We start from the raw sequence: 20,340 nt of genomic DNA on the forward strand, positions 1-20,340 counted from the left end.
TTATTCCTCGACAACACCAACAGCTGTCAGCATTGTCAGCAACTCGCCTTTTTTATACAAATCGATAATGATGTCACAACCACCGACTAATTCTCCATTGATATACAATTGCGGATAAGTAGGCCAATTTGAATAATCTTTAAGTGCTTCACGCAGCTCTGCATCTTCAAATATATTGACGTACATATATTTTGCCTGACAGGCATTTAATATCTGTACAGATTGGCCGGAAAAACCACATTGTGGAAAATCTGGTGAACCTTTCATGTATAAAACGACCGGATTGTTTTCAATCTGGTCTTTAATTCTTGCTATAACGGTCATAATAATTACTCAATTAGATTAAAACTGAGTAATTTTATCAACTTTATGCCACTAAAAAAAGCAAATTTTCTAATCCTTCACTTGCCTGAGACCAGATAGGTACTTATAATCGAACATTTTTTATCAGGTAATCGATAGATGCCTGTTTTTCGTTTGCAGGCAGAAGAAACCATGACCAGCCATATTATGCCAACTTACAATCGCTTACCTGTCACTTTTGAACGGGGAGAAGGCGTGTGGTTGTTGGATGAAGATAACAATCGTTATCTGGATGCCCTGTCCGGCATCGCCGTATGCAATTTAGGGCATGCTCACTCCGCTGTTCATAAGGCTATCTGCGAGCAAAGCGAAAAACTGCTGCATACCTCCAATATTTATAAAATCCCCAATCAGGAACGTCTTGCCGATAAACTAACAGAAAAAAGCGGCATGGATAACGTGTTTTTCTGTAATTCGGGTGCTGAAGCAAATGAAGCGGCTATCAAACTGGCACGCAAATACGGCCATGAAAAAGGCATAGAAAATCCGGCCATTATTGTCATGGCGAAAAGCTTTCATGGCCGTACTTTGGCAACGCTAAGCGCGACCGGAAACAGCAAAATACAACAAGGCTTTGCACCACTGGTTGAAGGTTTTGTGCGGGTTCCTTACAACGATATCAGTGCCATCAAGCAAGCAATTGAGCACAATAAAAATATTGTCGCCGTGTTGGTTGAACCCATCCAGGGAGAAGGCGGTATCAATATCCCCGCTACTGATTATCTTAATCAGATACGTAGCCTGTGTGACGAGCATGAGTTACTCATGATGCTGGATGAAATCCAGTCAGGCATAGGCCGTACCGGAAAATTTCTTGCCTTTCAGTACAACAATATTATTCCCGATGTCTGTACTTTGGCTAAAGCACTGGGCAACGGCGTACCTATTGGTGCCTGTCTTGCGCGTGGTAAAGCCGCCCAACTACTGACTGCAGGCGCACACGGCTCTACCTTTGGCGGCAATCCGTTGGCTTGCAGCGCCGCTTTAGCGGTACTGGCGACACTGGACGAGGAAAACCTGATTGAACAGGCCGGGCAAAAAGGCCAGGCTATTTGCGCCGGATTTATTAAGCACCTGCAGGGTAACCCGCATATTGTCGATATCCGCAATAAAGGCTTGATGATCGGTATCGAACTCGACAGTCCTTGCGCCGATTTGGTTAAATTGGCCTTGCAACAGCGCTTGTTGATTAATGTCACCAATGAAACAACCATTCGTTTGTTACCGCCCTTAATCATCGACGAGCAACAAATCAAACTACTTGTAGAAACTTTGTCGACTATCATTACAGATTACACAAAAAAAACTACACAAGAAACACTATCATGAATTCCAAACATTTCACCAGCTTGCTGGACTTATCCAGCGAAGAATTTCGTTGCATAATCCATAGGGCCATAGAACTTAAAAATAATCGTGACCCTGATTACCAGCCTTTAAAAGGTCAGGTGCTGGCGATGATTTTTGAAAAATCATCGACTCGTACCCGCATTTCCTTTGAAGCGGGCATGACCCATTTTGGCGGCAACGCCCTGTTTTTATCGCCCAGAGACACCCAACTGGGTCGTGGTGAACCTTTGCATGACAGTGCCAAAGTAATCTCCAGCATGGTCGATTGCATCATGTTGAGAACTGACAAACACGAAACGGTAACCACTTTCGCGCAGCACTCCAGCGTCCCGGTTATCAACGGCTTAACCGATCAAGAGCATCCCTGTCAGTTGCTGGCTGATATGCAAACGTATTTTGAATTTCGCGGCGACATTAAAGGTAAAACAGTTACCTGGATTGGCGACGGCAATAACATGTGCCATTCTTATATTCATGCCGCCATGCTGCTTGATTTTAATTTGAACATTGCTTGCCCGGTCGGGTATCAACCACTAATAGAATATGTTTTACCTGCAGGTGATCGCGTCAGGTTTTTTGATACGGCATTGGCAGCTGCTAAAAACACTGACCTTTGTGTCACCGATGTATGGGCCAGTATGGGCCAGGAAGAAGAACAAAAACATCGCGAAATAGCATTTAAAGACTTTCAGATTAATGCAGAAATCATGAAGGCAGCGCACGATGATGCACTATTTATGCATTGTTTACCCGCACATCGGGGTGAAGAAGTGACTGCTGAAGTGATAGACGGTCCACAAAGCGTTATCTTTGCCGAAGCTGAAAATCGCCTGCATGCACAAAAAGCGCTACTGGAATTTCTCCTCTGCAAAAAATAACGTTAAAATTGTCATCACCCGGCAACTTACACAAAAACTACCTGTGAAAAAAATATTCAGTACTTTTTTTATCTTGATGCTTACTTTAGGTTCTGCTCAAGCTGAAACAGTCTATGTGGCAGATGATGTTAATTTATCCCTAAGAAGCGCCGCCAGCATTAAAGGTAAAGTTTTAAAATTGCTTTCTATAGGAACGCCGTTAACACTTATCGACAAGTCAGGCAAAGCTGAATTTATCCATGTTCGCCTATCTGATGGTACAGAAGGTTATATTAAATCCCGATACACACAGCAACAGGCGCCCACTATTGATACTAAAGATAGCGCCAGCAAAGCCTTGGCACTACTCCAATCGGATAATATGGCATTAAAGGCACAATTGACGACGTTGAAAGACTCAACACCTGGATCAGTTACGGAAAAATCCATCGCCATAGAACGTGATCAATTAGCCCGCGAACTTAGTGAACTAAAAAAAACGGCAGCCAGTACAATTCAATTAAAAAATGAGCGCGACGAACTTCAAGAGCGCGTTGTTAGTGTTGAACGCGATTTGCAACAATACAAACTTGAAAATCAGGCGCTAAAAGGCACAGCCAGTCAAGACTGGTTTTTGTACGGCGGTTTACTATCGCTGGTCGGCGTTGTTTTAGGATTTATCCTGCCCAAACTTGGCTGGCAAAGAAAAAGCAGCTGGGATTCATTTTAATTTAAGGCAAAAGGCTCCGCATATTTTGCACCCTTCGTCTTTCGTCTTTTGCATTTCGCTTTTTATCTTAAACACCAGGAATCAATTACATGCCCCACTCAGACGACCACAACACCCGCCCCTTTTCTTCTCTTGTTGTTGACGGCATGGAGCGGGCACCGAGTCGTGCCATGCTCCACGCGGTTGGCTTTAAAAGTGAAGACTTTAAAAAACCGCAAATCGGCATTGCCTCAACCTGGAGCATGGTCACTCCGTGCAACATGCACATCAACAAACTGGCTGATGCTGCAGCGTCTGGTGTTGATAATGCCAATGGTAAAGCCGTTATCTTTAATACCATTACCATATCTGACGGTATATCAATGGGCACCGAAGGCATGAAATATTCGCTGGTATCCCGGGAAGTCATTGCTGATTCCATTGAAACCGTGGTTGGCTGCCAAGGCTTTGACGGCATTGTTGCGATTGGCGGCTGCGATAAAAATATGCCCGGCTGCATGATTGGCATATCACGCCTGAATCGTCCTGCCATTTTTGTATATGGTGGCACTATTATGCCGGGCTGCCATAAAGACAAAAAACTGGATGTGGTTTCCGTTTTTGAAGCCGTTGGTGCCAGAGCCAATAACCAGATTGATGATGCCGAACTGGCTGAAATTGAAGCCAAAGCGATTCCTGGTGCCGGTTCCTGCGGCGGCATGTACACGGCCAACACCATGGCTTCGGCAATTGAAGCACTGGGTATGAGCCTGCCTAACAGCTCTGCCCAAGCCGCTATTTCAAACGATAAAAGACTGGACTGCGAACGTGCCGGCGCGGCTGTACTGGAATTAATAAAAAACAATATCAAACCCAGCGACATCATGACCAAGGCTGCTTTTGAAAACGCGATAACCATTGTTATTGCACTCGGCGGTTCAACCAATGCCGTATTACATATACTGGCGATGGCCAATGCCGGTAATGTCGACATTACCCTGGATGACTTCACCCGCATCGGTAAGCATGTACCATTATTGGCAGATTTAAAACCCAGCGGCCACTACCTGATGACTGAGTTGATTGAAATCGGCGGTATTCAACCGTTGATGAAAATTCTGTTAGACCAAGGTTTACTAAACGGTGACTGTTTAACCGTTACCGGCAAAACTCTGGCGGAAAATCTGGCCGATGTTGAGCCTTATCCTGAAGATCAGGATGTGATTCACTCACTGGATAACCCCATTAAAAAAGACAGTCATTTAGTCGTGTTATATGGCAATCTTGCACCGGGTGGCTCAGTTGCAAAAATCACAGGTAAAGAAGGTTTACGTTTTATCGGCACCGCCAAAGTATTTGAGGCAGAAGAACAAGCTCTGCAAAGTATCTTAAACGGTGATATCGTTAAAGGCGATGTCATTGTAATTCGCTACGAAGGCCCTAAAGGCGGTCCAGGCATGCGTGAAATGCTCTCCCCGACTTCGGCAATTATGGGCAAAGGTTTGGGTAAAGAAGTTGCGTTAATTACCGATGGTCGTTTTTCCGGCGGTACGCACGGCTTTGTGGTCGGACACATCACACCGGAAGCCTATGTCGGTGGCCCGTTAGCGATCATTGAAAATGGCGATACCATCATTATCGATGCAGAAACCAACGAACTTAGATTAGTTATCGATGAACACGAAATAGCCCAGCGCCTTGAAAAATGGACACAACCTGCCCCGCGTTATACCCGTGGCGTGTTGGCAAAATATGCCAAACTGGTAAGTTCAGCATCACTGGGTGCGGTTACGGATAATTTGGATTGATTGTAGGTTGGGTTAGGCGATAACCGTAACACAACAAATCGAGACAAAAAATGTTGGGTTACGCTACCGCTAACCCAACCTGCGGCACTCCAGTTTTCATAAATTAGTAACGCTTGGCAACTATTCAAAAAATTGGGGGCATGATAGTGAATTTAACATTGATGCAGGTGAATAACATGAAAAATGCGCTTCATATCATAGGATGGGCTGACGTTAGAAAGCTCATCAAGCTCACCGGCAACCGATGCGCTTCGTACCTCAGCACATCCTCCCTATAATCATGAATTCACAAAACTCTTTCGTCAACTGGTTTAGAGGCTCATCACCTTATATCCACGCGCATCGCAATAAAACCTTTGTCATTTCTTTTGGGGGCGAAGCGGTACTGGCTGATGATTTTGATCATCATGTCCACGATTTTGCCCTACTAAGCAGCTTAGGCATACGTCTGGTTTTGGTTCATGGGATACGCCCACAAATAGACCAGCGCCTTACCAAGCTCAATTCCCCTGCCCTTTTTCATCGGCATTTGCGTATTACCGATGACTTGGCGTTGCAATGCGTCAAGGAAGCGGCGGGGTTGGTACGCGTAGAAATTGAAGCACTATTGTCAATGGGCTTGGCAAATTCGCCGATGGCGGGAAGCGGTCTTAAAGTCGCGTCCGGTAATTTTGTCATCGCCAAACCGATGGGTGTAATAGACGGGGTTGATTACTGCCATACTGGTGAAGTTCGACGTGTTGACAGCGCCGCCATTCATCAACAACTCGATCAAAATAATATCGTGTTGATCTCGCCGATTGGCTATTCACCCAGCGGAGAAATTTTTAATCTGTCCGCTGAACAAGTTGCTACAGCAGTTTCGATTGCCTTAAAAGCGGAAAAATTAATCCTGCTAACGGAGCAAACGTGTTGCAACCCCGATGATGGCGAGCAAATTCGGCAAATGACCACCAACGAAGCCGATGCTTTCCTGCAAGAATATCGGGACATTGAGGACACCATCAGCCTGCCGCTTAAAGCTGCCATCCAAAGCTGTCGCTGCGGGATAGAACGCGCACATTTACTTAATCGCACCATTAATGGCGCACTATTACTTGAATTATTTAGCCGTGACGGTATCGGAACTCTCATTAGCTCAACACCTTTTGAAGAATTACGTCCAGCTACACTTAACGATATCGGTGGTATTCTGGAATTGATTAAGCCCTTGGAACAACAAGGTATCTTAGCCAAACGTTCCAGAGAAAAAATTGAAATGGAAATAGCCGATTATATTATTATCGAAAGAGACGGATTAATCATCGGCTGTACCGCTCTGCATCCCAATATACAAAGCCGTTTTGGCGCTATTGCCTGCCTTGCCGTCCATCCTGATTATCAGGGTGCAGCACGCGGCGATAGATTGCTTAATTATGTTTATCGCAAAGCAGGACAACTGGCTTTAAAAAAATTATTTGTGTTATCAACGCAAACCATGCACTGGTTTATTGAACGCGGCTTTGTATCATCAGATATTAACAGCCTTCCCGACCCACTCAAGGCACTGTACAATCCAGAAAGAAACTCTAAAATTCTTTTTAAGGACATTTAATAACTCAATCATGGCATCCCTGTCCCTACTGCAAATAACAGACCTACACATCCTGCCAAGTCTGGACGATATTTTTTTAGGTATTAATACCGAGCATTACTTTCATGCCGTTGTTGATCTCGCCTTTACTGAAAACCCTCATTTTGATTTAGTTCTGGTTACCGGGGACATTGCCCAAGATCCTTGCGAGATAAGCTATCAACGAATTTTACAGAAACTTGAAGCTACCAATACGCCCTGCATTTGCCTGCCCGGTAATCACGATAATTATCAACTCATGCAACAGGTTTTTAATACCACGCAGGTTAATTGCCAAAAACAGGTATTGTTAAAAAACTGGCAGCTGATCTGCCTTAATAGCCAGATACCCGGATCTCCGGGTGGCGGCTTGTCAAAAACGGAATTACTGTTTCTGGAAGACTGTCTTAGCGCTTATCCGAATCATCATGCACTCATTGCCGTACACCATCATTGCCTGGAGACTAAAAGCGCCTGGCTGGATACCATGATCATAGAAAACAGCGAAGAATTTTTGGCGATAACAAAAAAATATCCGCAAGCAAAAGTCATCACTAACGGACATATTCATCAAGAAATGGATATCATAAGCGGGTCAGTTCGCATCCTGGGAACGCCATCAACCTGCTTCCAATTTAAACCGGAAAGTAAAACCATTACTATGGATACTACCAGTCCCGGTTATCGGGTGATAAAACTGTATGAAGATGGCAGGGTAGAATCCAAAATTACCCGGCTATCGGAACCGTTAACCGGCTTGCAAATGGATGTCCCCAATTACTGATTTTTAGCTTTTATAAACTGAAACCACAAAGACACGAAACCTTTATATTGGCTTTTGCATCTGGTCTTCGTGGTGATATTTATCAAGTCACTTACAATTCAAATTCAGACGGATTAAGTGCTAATTCTTTGGCTATTTTGATGGCTATCTTTTTTTCATCGTTATCAAACATACCATCAGAAGAAGCAATGGCAATAATCATGCGAACCAACAAGCGCGAGGCTTCAATGTTAGACTTCATCTTGCCTATTGCCTGATAAGCTTTGGCTTCACCGATATCTTTATCGAACTCCAGTTGGCTAACAAATTCCTGAAAGGCTTTGATAACGTCGCTGGTAGTAAAAATCGATAGCGCGTCATTGCTTTCGATAAACTTGATCATTTTTTGTTTTTCTTCTGAACTAATGCTGCCATCGGCCATGGCAATAAGCGCTGAACCTGCCATTGCCGCATTTAGAAAATCCTTGTTTTTAAATTTCAAGACCTCTGTTTTTAATTCGTTCGCTTTGCTTTTTAATTGACTAAGAAAATTATCAAAACTCATTAACGCTCTCCTGGTTATTTATGTAAGGTACTTTTAATTTTACTGATCGTTATTTTAACATTTTTAAGGCATTAAAATGACAACTCTGCATATTCTTTCAATGATAGAGCCTCGTTAACACCGTAACACTGTTGCCGATTAATCATATTACTTGCCCATTGCTGATGGGTTGCCACCTCACACATTGCATTATGCATTCTAAAAACCGCAGGAGAATCCTGATCGCTCAGACTAACCGCCATCTCATAATCTTCCAGATCAACAGCATAAGCAGCTTCAATAGTTGGTACTTGAGTGGGATGAATCGCCGTTTTTCCGGTTAAACCATACGCCAAGTCCAGCTTTATTTCTTTTTGTAAGGTAACTGAATCATCCAGATATTCAAACACCGGTGCCGATAGTGAAAAACCATAAGGCCTGAAAATAGTCACCAGCTGTGAGATAACGTTACCAATCGGCGTTTCATAAAGCGTCGAAAAACGTGGTCTTCGAATACCCAAAAGATTCATCAAGTCGTTACCGCCAATTCTCAGCATTAACACATGCGGCGCAATATCGTCCTGTAACAAGCCCTGACGCAATTGAATCATCGCATTGACATCAAAAACCTCTTTAGTCTCAAGAGTCGGCATCACCTTAAAAGACGTGCCCCGTAATTGATCAAAATAGGCATCAAATACGCTTTCAGTAAATTTTGGCAGCACAAAACCATCCACTTTTTCAATATCGGGGAGCTCCAGTAATCGAGCTAATATTTCCGGATTTCTGGCACGAATAAACCGAAATTTCTGGGTCGAATCCCTAAAACCTTGCATGCATAAACCGATATGACGTACGCAACTATCCACATCAGATTTTGATATTGCATCCTCCGTACAAAAAATCATTGAGCGCAACATCGGATACTTCTCGCCATTGGCAATTTCCATGATGTCGCGGCGATTGCCTGGCATATAAAGTGGCGCACCTAACAACCAGGGTGAAAACAACTTTAACTGATGGTTCATAAGACAACCTTTTTGATTAGCGCTGCTGCACGGTAAGGTAACTCTTTAAAAACGACTATTGGAATTAACTTGGACTCTGCCAACCAGCGCAAATGCAGGGTCGCTTCACAATCCAAATCCTGCAACAGTAATAACTGTGCTTCACGACGTAATAAAACACGCGTCGCCTCACCGATGCCGGGCTTAATGTAATTGTGCTGGGTAATGCCGTATTGCTCGGCAATCCAGCCTAAAAACTGTTGGGAAACTCTTTGTAATTGTTGACAATGGCCTGAATGGTCGGCAAATTTGCCAGCAAAGGTAGACCTTATCACAGCCACTCGTTCAAGTATCGTATTGATAAAATAACGAGATAAATCCTGTTCGGCAAACTGCTCATAATAAAGACAACCATGAAAGTCAGTATGGCTCGTAGCCTGTTTGTCATGCACTGACCGGCTAACCAGCCCCGATATGGTAGCGTTTAGAATGCAGGAAGGAATCAAATAATCTTCCGAAGAAGCGGCAACAGCAGCCCAACCTGACAAATCAGTCAAGACATATAACTCCGGCGGGATATGAATGCCATCACTTACGGCAAAATCCTGCAAGCTGTTTGCCAACTGCCGTGCAATCACGCCTTTTCCTGTCCAGCCATCAACAAAAACCAATGATTCCGGCGCGTGCTTTTGCAAAATATGGCGCAGGGCATTTTGATCGATCCCTATATCTCTAAGAATGGAAATGGAATAATGTTCTGCCTGAATATTAAAATGACGTTTTAAAACATGCTTGAGTAACACACCCACCGGCGTTCCTGCCCGTGCCAAGGAGACCAAAGTAATGCCTCTGGGACGCGTTGCTATAATACCTTGTGCCAACAATAACAAATGCTCTGCCATGCAATCTTGATTTAAGGTCATGGCTCGGTAAAACAACGGTAAATAATCAGCCGGCGGCAAGGACTCATGCGTCAGCATTTCAGAATAATGTTTTTGACCGGATTGAATCAGCGCTTCTTTGAGATGTACCGGCGTATCGGTCACCGCCATCGGTTTTAACAAAAACTGCACATCGTCAACGGTGTAACTGCCGGTAAAAGGCCGTGTGTTTTTCATTCAGAAAAAGCCAGCGTTTTAAACAATTGCGTGTTTTTTGGAATTAACGCGTAATCACACAAGCCCATAAATGGCGCATCGGTATTACTGTCACCGGCTCCAAAGGTCAGTAATTGCGGGTGCTGTTGTTTGTAATTGTCGATCAAATAACTCACAGCACTTTCTTTGTTGATAATCTTGGGTAATACCGCCAGATTATTGCCGTTTAAATGCCAATATAAACTGCCATCAAGAATATGCGGATGCCTTTTAATAATGTTGTCCAATACTGTTGTTAATGGGGTTTCAGTACCATCCACATGTTTGATGACACCATACCAGGTGACAGAAAAATCATTAACCAAGTGGGTTTTAAAACCGCTGAAACACTGGCAATATCGTTCAATTTCTGCCCAGATATCCAGTAATTTCTCATGATAGGCCGGTAAAGCTTGCATCATGCCATCCATCCACACACGATCAACAGTGCGTTGTTTATCCAGAATAACGGCACCGTGATTCAAGACCACTTCTTCCTGAAAAGGCAACATAACGCGGTCAAAAGCATCAACATCACGTCCGGTAACCGGCACGATTTTGAAACCCTTTTCCAACCAATGCCACAACCATTGCTGCTTGTGCGTGGCATAAGAATTAGGCGAGCCATCGGGCAAACAAGCGCGTACCTGTAATAGCGGATCGTCTGCACCCAAAGTACATTTTCTCAGGGTTTGAAACAGCGTGTCATCAAGGTCTAAAAAAATGTAACTTTGCATGGTTTAAGTTTGGCTGTTTAAGTTCAAATCGGGCACTAATGGCTTGCCATGCGTGCAATCGGTCCATTAATGATTTATCAAGTGGCGTTTCATGACACAAAATAATCTCCCGATAATCATCCGGGTTTACATTGTAAATAAAATTAGCAATGCCATCTTCGTAGTTATCTTCAAACTGGCATACCAAAGCAATATCGTTACCCTGATGAATCGGTGATCGAGTTGTACTTTGTACTTTTACGGCAAAACCTTTGCTTTCCAACTCCCGCCCCAGTAAATAAGCCGGAGCGTTGCATTCACCGGTGCCTAATACCAAAATAGGTCTAATGTCTCTGGACTCGGAGTTAAAGCCGCTATGACATAACTGTTCCAAAACATCGGTATCCAAACTAATCGGTGCCGTCAAGCCCAAGCGCCCGGGCCAAGCCAACAAATGTTTTTTACAACGACCATTACCCGACACATTAACAGTAATGTTATCGATGACGGCATTTTGACTATCTTCAAAATGCAATAACCCCTGCCTGAAACAAACCCATTCCACCGCAACACCTGCTTGTGATTCCAGCGCGGCACGGTCATCAGGGTGAGCAAAATTAACCAGACTTACGATAAATACTTTACGTAAGGCTGGATTAATCACTTGATAGGCTTTAATAAGCCGTAAAAAGGTTTTGCCCGTGCTGATTTCATCGTCGATCAATACCAATGTTTCTGCATTTAAAAACTGCTTTCGATATTCCGGATACTCAGGATAATACAGAAAAAAGTCAGTAGCATGACTATGGGCTTCTTCAAACTCCAGTCGGTCTGTTTTATCCAGATGATAACGGGTCGTTTGCATAAACAAAGCCTGTTGCACGCCCGCATGGCAAGCCGCTTCAAAAACGCCATAACCCAAGCCGGTTGCTGTTTCCGCCATGCCTATCCACAGTGAAGACTCGCCTACTCCTTTTTTTAACACCAGCCTTGCCAAAGCACGATAAGACCAGCTCATGGTTTTTGGTGAAACCGGATAATGTTTCCCCAAGACCTTACTAACCAGCAAAAACTTCCGCTTACTGCTTACCCGTGCAGCAAACCCCAGCAAACGCTGCAACGGAATGTGTCCGGGTTCTACCTCAAGCTGAAGTATTCCTGTGTCTAATTTTATAGTGACTGTTTTTTGCATCGTGTTTACTGGCTGGCGCTACTCGGAGGATTATTAGTTAAACAATATGGCGGTTTGGGCAAGAAAATGCACCAAGGTAATTTTAACATCCAGCAATGAAAATGCACTGGCTCTAAGCATACCGACGACGCCCACCAGTATCCAAAATACATTCAGCAAGATATAAGCACTCTCTTTTTTTAAAATAGAGCACCAGGAAAGAATAATCGCGTCTGCCGTATTAAAAGCCCAGATGAAAAAAAACGGACTTTCCGAACCCATCCAACTGACCATTGAAAAACTGAAAATCCGCATCAATACACCAACCATTTCGATGGGTTTGATGAATTTAATAACGAATAAATTTATTTTATTGAAGGGCATAATTTGCAACAGGTTAATGCTGAGAGCATTAATGACTATAAAAACGGCTTACACTTCTTGCAGGATCATTGGCGTATTAACCTCAATCACCTTAAGCCCATATTGAATAACCGGTTGCGGAAAAGCTTTACTTTTAATGCCTCGCAAGGCAATATGCGCGAGGTTGGCACCGGATAAACACGCCATGCCAAAGCCACCCGAAGGACGTGGATTGATTTCCAGTAAACGCGGCCCGTTTACGCCTTCTTTAAACTGGATATTGAATAAACCGTTAAGTCGGTAATGCGTCGTTAAACGACTTACCATATCCTGTATTTCGGTATTGTTGTCGATAAGTTGCCCGCCGCCGGCCAGCTGCGATTTTTTTCGTTGAACAGCACACAATAATTCACCGTGTCGCCCTGCACAATCAACGCTCCATTCAGGCCCGGCCAAATGCTCCATAACCAGCAGTGTGTCAAATTGCGGCGTATTAACCATACCTTGCCGCAGCTCTTGTAACGGAATTTGGTATTCAACTCCTTTGAGTAATTGGGTAATGCTGTCGCGTTGGGTATCCAATACCCGAAAGCCCAAACCAAATACGGATACCGCCGGTTTAACGCACAAACTTTCATGTTTTGCCGATAAGGTTGTCACCGCACGATCAAATTCATCGCTGTTATTAACGGCAATAAAGTCCATGCTTTTAGCGACATCAGCGCTTAAGTCGGCGTAAAAATCGGCTTTATTATGTAATAAACTCAGTGTGTCAAAATCTGCAACAGACAATACTTGAACGCCAATCGCTTGAAACAGGACATGATGTTTACTGATTAATATGGCTTCTTTGCCGGGCCAAAACAAACTGATCTTATGCTGCTTACAAAAGCCCACACACCATTCAAGATAAGCTTGCCCGGTTAAATCGGAAGGTTCCAGATAACTTTCGTCAGCGGCCAGAAAAGCCGCTGCGGTGGTGTGCGCATGGGTACAAATCAAAGTGACTTCGCCCGCCGGAACTGACTGACGAAGATCTTTAAAAACGGCACTAATTGTTGAAAATGTTTTGTTAAACCATATTCTCATTATAAATGAACAATAATTTTAGGCAGCAAATCAGCAATGGTTCGACCGGTACCATTTTCACCAATGGCGTGCATTTTCCATTCACCGTTATGGCGATATAGTTTAGCCATAATTTGTGCGGTATGAGATCCTTGTGAACTTAAGGTATAACGGGCAACTTCATTTTTATCGTTGTTATCAACAATTCGGCAATAGGCATTTTCAACGGTATCAAACGTTTGGCCGGTATATGAACTTACCGTAAATACCAATGACTTAATGTTTGCCGGAATTTTATCCAAATCAACCAGAATTTGTTCATCATCACCGTCACCATCACCAGTACGATTATCGCCGGTATGAACAATACTGCCGTCACGACTTTTTAATTGACCAAAATAAACCGTATCAACGACAGCATTTTGTTCGTCGAATAATACGCAGGAGGCATCCAAATCAATAGCGCTACTGCTACCACCGCCAAACATGCCTTTCAAAAGCCCTACACTACTTTTTTTGGCATCCCAACCCACGCCCATGACAATTTTACTTAACGCACCGCCTGACTCTTTGGATAAAGAGATTTTTTGTCCTTTTTGTAAATTAATAGCCATAAATAGCATACCTCTAAATAAGCATTAGCATTAAAAAGCTCCCTCTCTTAAAAAAGAGGGAGCTGATGTTGGTGTAAGTAGCCCGGTGTTAAAACTTAAACACTAACGCCAAAAGATGCGGCCAAAGGCCCAAGACCGCCAGCAAAACCTTGTCCAACCGCTTTAAATTTCCAATCTGTTCCGACCCGATAAATTTCACCGAAGATCATGGCCGTTTCGATAGAAGCATCTTCGCTAAGATCATAACGGGCAATTTCCTGACCGCCATCTTCGTTAATTATACGAATAAACGCGTGATTTACCTGACCAAAATTCTGTTTACGCGCATCAGCGTCATGAATGGTTACCGCGAAAACAACTTTATCCAGGTCAGCAGGAATTTTTGACAATTCAACCTTGACGGTTTCATCGTCGCCGTCACCAGCGCCCGTTGTGTTATCGCCAGTATGCTGAACCGCACCATCGCCAACGACTTTATTATTATAAAAACAAAAATCGCTGTCTGATCGAACTTTGCCATCCAGCTTGACCAAAAATGCACTGGCATCCAAATCGAATGCCGCGCCATCAGTTGCACGTGCATCCCAACCTAAACCCACCACAATTTTATTTAATCCAGGTGCTTCTTTGCTTAAGTTTACGTTACCGCCTTTGCTAAGTGATATTGCCATGATTGTCTCCTGTTATTATTGAAACTGATGAGTTATTGTTTAAATATTGATACCGTACTGTTTCGCTAAAGCCGCCAAGCCACCGGCATATCCTTGTCCTACGGCTTTAAATTTCCATTCATTACTGTGTCGGTAGATTTCACCGAAAATCATCGCCGTCTCAATGGAGGCATCTTCGCTTAAATCGTAGCGGGTGACTTCGTTATTGGTATCTTTATTAACGATTCTGGCATAAGCGTGACTTACCTGGCCAAAATTTTGTTTACGCATCTCGGCATCGTGGATAGTGACACAAAACACAATGCGTTGAATATCAGACGGTACTTTATCAAGCAGAATAATAACCGATTCGTCATCACCGTCACCTTCGCCGGTACGATTATCGCCGGTATGCTCAACCGAACCACAAGTTGACTTGATCTGATTGTAAAAAATAAAATCACTGTCAGACCTGACCTTGCCATCTTCCTTGACCATAAAAGCGCTGGCATCCAGATCAAAATCTACGCCATCGGTAGGCCTTGCATCCCACCCCAAACCAACTATCACATTTTTTAATGTGGGATCAGTTTTGGACAAACTAATGTTGCCGCCTTTACTTAATGAAATTCCCATAAATCAATCTCCGTTACTATCGCTATGTTGGTATAAAAACAGCCTCCAATCCACGCGATTATTAAGGACAGAGGAAAAGATCCTGCTATGAAGATTACACCAATCAAGTCAATAATTTTCAGACAAGTTTGATCGGTGTAAGATACTATCATACCTGCTAATACCCTTATTGCCTAGTTAACGACCGATACCGGAAAGCGCTTTTTAGTCATGAACAAGAAATAATATTGATACTTTAAACAGCTAAAGTTGAACGATAAATAAACCTGTGATTTATTATTTCCACCGAAAAAAAACACTATTTTTACCGCTGTCCTTCCAGAACAATTGCCAAGCCGCGCAGCACTAAATCAGTATCAATAATCGGCTTAATCTTAAGCTGTGCCGCGATAATATCGGCATCACCACCCGTTATAATCAATTGCACAGGAGTGTGTTGTTGACTTAACACCTGCTCAATTAAACCGGTAGCCGCCATTAAGGTGCCACTATAAATGGCGGCTTGGGTAAAACAGGCAGGACCTGCGAGATAACTTGTTTGATTAAATTGCAGCGCGGCAGTACTGGTCGCCAGAGATTGCTTCATCAGCGTTAAGCCGGGGCTAATCAAGCCACCTTGATGGTTACCATCCCCATCAATTAAATCAACGGTAATAGCTGTGCCGCAATCAACGATGCAGGCAGGATTTTGATAATGGTGACGCACCGCGACCAAAGCCAACCAACGATCAACACCTAGATTTTCAGGTTGTTGATAGGCGTTAACAACACCGAAGGCTTTCGCCTCTGACTTTACAGACATAATCTCAATGGCTGGCCACAGCTCAACGGCCACAGCCAGAACCAACTTCAACAAAGGCGCCTTACCAACACAAGCAATGGCAAGGCGTTTTGGCGGTGATTGCCTTTTCCAGGCAGCAATAAGTTGTTGCCTGGTAAGCTGTTGATTAAGCATTGCCTGACTGGTAAACAGTCCATCTTCTTGCAACATTGCCCATTTAAGCCGGGTATTACCACTATCAATCAGTAAATTCATACTATTGGCGCGCTAAAACTGACTTCGCCAGACGCAAAGGCCTGAATAGTACCATCCGGCTTTTTAATCAGTAACAGACCGTTATCATCAATGCCATCAACAATACCTTCAATTTGTTGCTGACCAATAAACAGGGTTGCCAAGTTACCTTTCAGACAATCATAGCGGCGCCATTCATCCAGATAAGCCTTAATACCGACTGTTTCAAAGCCGTTAACAATAACCAGAATATGCTTTAATAGGGTCCCCGCCAGCCGGTTTCTGGGCAACAGGTTTTCACCGCTGATATTGGTCAGATCCGTCCAGGCCTGAGTAATGCTTTGAGCTTGTATTTCAGGTAAAAACAAATTTAATCCAATCCCAATCACAGCCGCACAAGGACCATCGGCTTCACCGGATACTTCGATCAAAATACCGCCCAATTTTTTACCCTGACTGTAAATATCATTAGGCCACTTTAACCCCACCTCATTAATTTCATGCTCCTTTAATGCCCTGATAACAGCAACGCCAATAGCCAGACTTAAGCCTGCCGTGCCGATAATGCCACCTTGTTGAAAGCGCCAAAGCAGCGACATATAAATATTGCTGCCGTAGGGTGAAACCCATTGTCGCCCTCGCCTGCCTTTACCCGCCGTTTGATGCTCGGCAAAACAGACAAAACCGGACGCGGCATTATTACGGGAGTGCTCTACCAGATAACTGTTAGTCGAATTAAGGCTGTCATGGATTTCCAACGTTGAAACAAGCGCCTTACACTCTTCGCCAAGGCTGGCGTTAATTTTGGATGGTGTCAACAGATCCAGCGCTTTATTCAAGCGATAACCTTTACCGCTGACTGCCGAATGTTGCAACCCTAAGTCAGACAAACCTTTTACCTGTTTACAGATAGCCGATCGACTAACACCTATTATTTCGGCTAATTCAGTGCCGGAATGAAATTCACCATCAGCCAATAACGTTAATATTTTTTTTTGTTTATCAGAAATAAGCACAATTTTGTCATTGAAAGGAAACGGTTAATTAAGCACGTAGGGCTTGCCATACCTGCCTTGGAGGCTAATGCGCACATGGCACGCCCTACAGAAAATAATGTAGTAGGATATCTATAACCGCTTCTTTGCCAGCAGCCTAAATCTACCTGCAATTCAATAAATTATACGTTAACCGAAGATATTATTGTCGATAATTAAAGAACTAACATTACCCTATTATTAGTAAGAATTTTAAATAACAAGTTGCTCCTTGCTCCCGATTATAGAACTGTATATTATTAACTTTTAACACCCTGACCCACTTATGCACGCACACACCGCAGCGGATTTTAACTAAAAAACCCACCTTGAGTTTTCCGCAATATAAGTGTAACCGTGGCGAATATCAAACACACGAGGAACGCCCTTAAGGAAAATAAAATGTCCATACAAACAAATTATATCCGTTGGTTTAATGAATTAACGATAGAAGATGTGCCCCTGGTTGGCGGAAAAAATGCCTCTTTAGGTGAAATGTATCGTGAATTAACACCACAAGGTGTCCAAATACCTAACGGCTTTGCGGTGACCGCTGAGGCCTACCGTCATTTGTTGGAACAAGCCGGTGCCTGGCAACCCTTACATCAGGCGCTGGATGACTTAAATCCGGAAGATGTAGTCGATCTTGCCAGTCGTGCGCGTAAAGCACGCGATATAATCTATGCAGCCCCTTTTCCGACTGACCTTGAAAACCAAATCCTCAAAGCCTATGCACAGCTGCATCAGCAATACGGCGATGATATGAGCGTTGCAGTACGAAGCTCAGCTACTGCCGAAGATTTGCCCACTGCCAGCTTTGCCGGACAACAAGATACCTTTCTTAATATACGTGGTGAATTTTCCTTACTGGATGCCTGTAAACGCTGTTTTGCCAGTTTATTTACCGATCGGGCTATACATTACCGCGTTGATCAGGGTTTTGACCATTTCAAACTGGCCCTGTCAATCGGTATCATGAAAATGGTACGCTCTGATCTAAAGTCCAGTGGCGTCATGTTTTCTCTGGATACCGAATCCGGTTTTAGTGATGTCATTTTTATTACCGGCGCTTATGGCTTGGGTGAAAATGTCGTACAAGGCTCGGTAGATCCTGACGAATTTTATGTACACAAACCGACCTTTGAGCAAGGCCATCGTGCCGTATTAAAACGTACCTTGGGCGCAAAAAAGATAAAAATGGTTTATAGCAATGGCCGTACGCGAGAACCGACTCAAAACCTTGTTACCTCCGCCGAAGAACGTAATCATTTTTGTCTTAACGACCAAGATGTTTTAACGCTGGCCGACTATGCCATCAAAATAGAAAACCATTACAGCGCCAAGGCAGGCCAGACCAAACCAATGGATATTGAATGGGCAAAAGATGGCATTGACGGCATCCTGTATATTGTTCAGGCACGACCTGAGACCGTCGTATCACAATTGAGCGGCATGGTATTGGAGCAATATGTACTTAACAGTAAAGCCACGCCAGTGGTTACCGGGCATTCGGTCGGCAGTAAAATTGCCACCGGTAACGCCCGTATTATTGACAATGTCAGACAGCTGGCTGACTTTAAAGCGGGCGATGTACTGGTTGCCGATATTACGACACCGGATTGGGAACCAGTAATGAAAATTGCCTCAGCCATAGTCACCAACCGTGGCGGGCGCACCTGCCATGCCGCCATTATCTCACGGGAATTGGGTGTGCCTGCGGTAGTCGGTTGTGATAACGCTACGACAACACTTAAAAATAATGCCCCCATAACGGTATCCTGTGCTGAAGGCGACAATGGCAAAGTCTATGAAGGCATCCTTGATTTTGAAATTAAAACCACCAACCTGACCGGCCTGAAACGACCAAAAACCAAAATCATGTTAAATATCGGCAACCCGGAACTGGCTTTTAAAACCAGTTTCCTGCCCAATGACGGCGTGGGTTTGGCGCGTATGGAATTTATTATCACCGAAACCATCAAAGCGCATCCAATGGCGTTGATCCATCCGGAACGTGTGCAAGATAACCAAGAACGGGAACAACTGGCCGAATTGACCCGTAACTACGCAACTCCTGAAGATTTCTTTATTCAACGCCTGTCGGAAGGTGTAGGTACAATTGCCGCCGCTTTTTATCCCAAACCCGTAGTCGTGCGAATGTCCGATTTTAAAACCAACGAATATGCCACCTTATTGGGTGGTCGCTGGTTTGAGTTTGATGAACCCAATCCGATGATCGGTTTTCGTGGCGCATCCCGTTATACCCATCCCGCTTATGCCGAAGGCTTTGCACTGGAATGTGCCGCCATGAAACGGGTACGCGACGTCATGGGCCTGACTAATGTTATCCTGATGATTCCTTTTTGCCGTCGTGTCCAGGAAGCCAAAAAGGTACTTGATTACATGGCGCAACTGGGGTTAACGCGGGGTGAAAACGGCTTGGAAATTTATGTGATGTGCGAGATTCCCAATAACGTCATCCTGATTGATGCCTTCTCCGAGCATTTTGACGGCTTTTCTATCGGCTCCAATGACCTTACCCAACTGACCTTAGGCGTAGACCGTGATTCCGCGATAGTCGCCGAAGACTTTGACGAACGTGATGCCGGCGTTAAAGCAATGATCCGGTTGGCCGTAGAAGGCTCAAAGCGCAACGGCAAACATTGCGGCCTGTGCGGTCAAGCACCGTCGGATTATCCTGAAATGGCCGATTATCTAGTGGAAATCGGCATAGACTCGATGAGCCTGAACCCTGATACCGTGCTGCAAACGACACAGCAGGTATTGGAAACTGAAAAGCGGCTGGGTCGGGTTTAAACAAGCAAAAGCCAAGGTCCACGAAAGACACGAAAAGCACGAAAAAAGACACTAAATTATTGCTTTTTCGGGGCTGGCAATCAATAAGCAGGAGGCGATAACATCCC

The 20,340-nt window shown here is 44.0% G+C and carries 20 protein-coding genes; 7 read left to right on the plus strand and 13 right to left on the minus strand.

The features are described from left to right. Complete coding sequence (gene grxD / locus KKZ03_RS21490; protein ID WP_305852360.1) at positions 1-324, minus strand: Grx4 family monothiol glutaredoxin; 324 nt, start codon at positions 322-324, stop codon at positions 1-3. A 171-nt stretch (positions 325-495) separates the two neighbouring features. Between grxD and KKZ03_RS21495 the strand changes: the two genes are divergently transcribed. The 6 genes from KKZ03_RS21495 to cpdA all read left to right on the plus strand — a co-directional run bounded on the left by KKZ03_RS21495 (position 496) and on the right by cpdA (position 7,483). After that, on the plus strand, positions 496-1,692 hold the full coding sequence (locus tag KKZ03_RS21495) for an aspartate aminotransferase family protein (RefSeq protein ID WP_243221708.1): 1,197 nt from the start codon (positions 496-498) through the stop codon (positions 1,690-1,692). After that, entirely contained in the window at positions 1,689-2,591 is a 903-nt protein-coding gene (gene argF / locus KKZ03_RS21500) for an ornithine carbamoyltransferase (protein ID WP_243218852.1), read from the plus strand. Before KKZ03_RS21495 ends, argF begins: the two co-directional genes overlap by 4 nt. After that, on the plus strand, positions 2,548-3,300 hold the full coding sequence (locus KKZ03_RS21505) for a TIGR04211 family SH3 domain-containing protein (protein ID WP_243218853.1): 753 nt from the start codon (positions 2,548-2,550) through the stop codon (positions 3,298-3,300). Before argF ends, KKZ03_RS21505 begins: the two co-directional genes overlap by 44 nt. Before the next feature lie 89 nt (positions 3,301-3,389). Beyond that, positions 3,390-5,087, plus strand: coding sequence for a dihydroxy-acid dehydratase (ilvD, locus tag KKZ03_RS21510; RefSeq protein WP_243218854.1), 1,698 nt, complete (start codon positions 3,390-3,392; stop codon positions 5,085-5,087). A gap of 280 nt (positions 5,088-5,367) precedes the next feature. Then, on the plus strand, positions 5,368-6,681 hold the full coding sequence (gene argA, locus KKZ03_RS21515) for an amino-acid N-acetyltransferase (protein WP_243218855.1): 1,314 nt from the start codon (positions 5,368-5,370) through the stop codon (positions 6,679-6,681). A gap of 10 nt (positions 6,682-6,691) precedes the next feature. Continuing rightward, on the plus strand, positions 6,692-7,483 hold the full coding sequence (gene cpdA, locus KKZ03_RS21520; RefSeq protein ID WP_243218856.1) for a 3',5'-cyclic-AMP phosphodiesterase: 792 nt from the start codon (positions 6,692-6,694) through the stop codon (positions 7,481-7,483). 91 nt (positions 7,484-7,574) lie between these two features. Here the strand turns inward: cpdA and KKZ03_RS21525 are convergent, their stop codons facing one another. The 12 genes from KKZ03_RS21525 to birA all read right to left on the minus strand — a co-directional run bounded on the left by KKZ03_RS21525 (position 7,575) and on the right by birA (position 17,398). Continuing rightward, on the minus strand, positions 7,575-8,027 hold the full coding sequence (locus KKZ03_RS21525) for a tellurite resistance TerB family protein (protein WP_243218857.1): 453 nt from the start codon (positions 8,025-8,027) through the stop codon (positions 7,575-7,577). 71 nt (positions 8,028-8,098) lie between these two features. Then, positions 8,099-9,034 (minus strand): HpcH/HpaI aldolase/citrate lyase family protein, encoded by a 936-nt coding sequence (locus KKZ03_RS21530; RefSeq protein WP_243218858.1) that lies wholly within the window; start codon positions 9,032-9,034, stop codon positions 8,099-8,101. Next, complete coding sequence (locus tag KKZ03_RS21535) at positions 9,031-10,131, minus strand: cysteine protease StiP domain-containing protein (protein ID WP_243218859.1); 1,101 nt, start codon at positions 10,129-10,131, stop codon at positions 9,031-9,033. The genes KKZ03_RS21530 and KKZ03_RS21535 overlap by 4 nt, the downstream gene beginning before the upstream one ends. Then, complete coding sequence (locus KKZ03_RS21540; protein ID WP_243218860.1) at positions 10,128-10,886, minus strand: HAD hydrolase family protein; 759 nt, start codon at positions 10,884-10,886, stop codon at positions 10,128-10,130. The genes KKZ03_RS21535 and KKZ03_RS21540 overlap by 4 nt, the downstream gene beginning before the upstream one ends. Beyond that, positions 10,858-12,057 (minus strand): phosphoribosyltransferase domain-containing protein, encoded by a 1,200-nt coding sequence (locus KKZ03_RS21545; RefSeq protein WP_243218861.1) that lies wholly within the window; start codon positions 12,055-12,057, stop codon positions 10,858-10,860. The genes KKZ03_RS21540 and KKZ03_RS21545 overlap by 29 nt, the downstream gene beginning before the upstream one ends. A 33-nt stretch (positions 12,058-12,090) precedes the next feature. Further along, positions 12,091-12,420 (minus strand): hypothetical protein, encoded by a 330-nt coding sequence (locus KKZ03_RS21550; protein ID WP_243218862.1) that lies wholly within the window; start codon positions 12,418-12,420, stop codon positions 12,091-12,093. Between the two features lie 48 nt (positions 12,421-12,468). Beyond that, complete coding sequence (locus tag KKZ03_RS21555) at positions 12,469-13,488, minus strand: ATP-grasp domain-containing protein (RefSeq protein ID WP_243218863.1); 1,020 nt, start codon at positions 13,486-13,488, stop codon at positions 12,469-12,471. Further along, positions 13,488-14,081 carry a TerD family protein gene (locus KKZ03_RS21560; protein WP_243218864.1) on the minus strand — a complete coding sequence of 198 codons (594 nt, stop codon included), beginning with the start codon at positions 14,079-14,081 and terminating at the stop codon, positions 13,488-13,490. Before KKZ03_RS21560 ends, KKZ03_RS21555 begins: the two co-directional genes overlap by 1 nt. A gap of 95 nt (positions 14,082-14,176) precedes the next feature. After that, positions 14,177-14,752 (minus strand): TerD family protein, encoded by a 576-nt coding sequence (locus KKZ03_RS21565; RefSeq protein ID WP_243218865.1) that lies wholly within the window; start codon positions 14,750-14,752, stop codon positions 14,177-14,179. A gap of 39 nt (positions 14,753-14,791) precedes the next feature. After that, positions 14,792-15,367, minus strand: coding sequence for a TerD family protein (locus KKZ03_RS21570; RefSeq protein WP_243218866.1), 576 nt, complete (start codon positions 15,365-15,367; stop codon positions 14,792-14,794). 304 nt (positions 15,368-15,671) lie between these two features. Next, positions 15,672-16,403, minus strand: a complete 732-nt coding sequence (locus KKZ03_RS21575) for a type III pantothenate kinase (RefSeq protein ID WP_243218867.1) — start codon at positions 16,401-16,403, stop codon at positions 15,672-15,674. Then, entirely contained in the window at positions 16,400-17,398 is a 999-nt protein-coding gene (gene birA, locus KKZ03_RS21580) for a bifunctional biotin--[acetyl-CoA-carboxylase] ligase/biotin operon repressor BirA (RefSeq protein WP_243218868.1), read from the minus strand. Before birA ends, KKZ03_RS21575 begins: the two co-directional genes overlap by 4 nt. 420 nt (positions 17,399-17,818) lie before the next feature. On the opposite strand from birA, the gene ppsA reads away from it, so the two are divergent. After that, on the plus strand, positions 17,819-20,233 hold the full coding sequence (ppsA, locus tag KKZ03_RS21585) for a phosphoenolpyruvate synthase (RefSeq protein ID WP_243218869.1): 2,415 nt from the start codon (positions 17,819-17,821) through the stop codon (positions 20,231-20,233). Positions 20,234-20,340: the final 107 nt, after the last annotated feature.

This window comes from Methylobacter sp. S3L5C (genome assembly GCF_022788635.1).
Classification (GTDB): Bacteria; Pseudomonadota; Gammaproteobacteria; order Methylococcales; family Methylomonadaceae; genus Methylobacter_C.

Coding starts and splice junctions, on each gene's coding strand:
- grxD (WP_305852360.1), bottom strand. CDS start 324: ATGACCGTTATAGCAAGAATTAAAGACCAGATTGAAAACAATCCGGTC.
- KKZ03_RS21495 (WP_243221708.1), top strand. CDS start 496: ATGACCAGCCATATTATGCCAACTTACAATCGCTTACCTGTCACTTTT.
- argF (WP_243218852.1), top strand. CDS start 1,689: ATGAATTCCAAACATTTCACCAGCTTGCTGGACTTATCCAGCGAAGAA.
- KKZ03_RS21505 (WP_243218853.1), top strand. CDS start 2,548: ATGCACAAAAAGCGCTACTGGAATTTCTCCTCTGCAAAAAATAACGTT.
- ilvD (WP_243218854.1), top strand. CDS start 3,390: ATGCCCCACTCAGACGACCACAACACCCGCCCCTTTTCTTCTCTTGTT.
- argA (WP_243218855.1), top strand. CDS start 5,368: ATGAATTCACAAAACTCTTTCGTCAACTGGTTTAGAGGCTCATCACCT.
- cpdA (WP_243218856.1), top strand. CDS start 6,692: ATGGCATCCCTGTCCCTACTGCAAATAACAGACCTACACATCCTGCCA.
- KKZ03_RS21525 (WP_243218857.1), bottom strand. CDS start 8,027: ATGAGTTTTGATAATTTTCTTAGTCAATTAAAAAGCAAAGCGAACGAA.
- KKZ03_RS21530 (WP_243218858.1), bottom strand. CDS start 9,034: ATGAACCATCAGTTAAAGTTGTTTTCACCCTGGTTGTTAGGTGCGCCA.
- KKZ03_RS21535 (WP_243218859.1), bottom strand. CDS start 10,131: ATGAAAAACACACGGCCTTTTACCGGCAGTTACACCGTTGACGATGTG.
- KKZ03_RS21540 (WP_243218860.1), bottom strand. CDS start 10,886: ATGCAAAGTTACATTTTTTTAGACCTTGATGACACGCTGTTTCAAACC.
- KKZ03_RS21545 (WP_243218861.1), bottom strand. CDS start 12,057: ATGCAAAAAACAGTCACTATAAAATTAGACACAGGAATACTTCAGCTT.
- KKZ03_RS21550 (WP_243218862.1), bottom strand. CDS start 12,420: ATGCCCTTCAATAAAATAAATTTATTCGTTATTAAATTCATCAAACCC.
- KKZ03_RS21555 (WP_243218863.1), bottom strand. CDS start 13,488: ATGAGAATATGGTTTAACAAAACATTTTCAACAATTAGTGCCGTTTTT.
- KKZ03_RS21560 (WP_243218864.1), bottom strand. CDS start 14,081: ATGGCTATTAATTTACAAAAAGGACAAAAAATCTCTTTATCCAAAGAG.
- KKZ03_RS21565 (WP_243218865.1), bottom strand. CDS start 14,752: ATGGCAATATCACTTAGCAAAGGCGGTAACGTAAACTTAAGCAAAGAA.
- KKZ03_RS21570 (WP_243218866.1), bottom strand. CDS start 15,367: ATGGGAATTTCATTAAGTAAAGGCGGCAACATTAGTTTGTCCAAAACT.
- KKZ03_RS21575 (WP_243218867.1), bottom strand. CDS start 16,403: ATGAATTTACTGATTGATAGTGGTAATACCCGGCTTAAATGGGCAATG.
- ppsA (WP_243218869.1), top strand. CDS start 17,819: ATGTCCATACAAACAAATTATATCCGTTGGTTTAATGAATTAACGATA.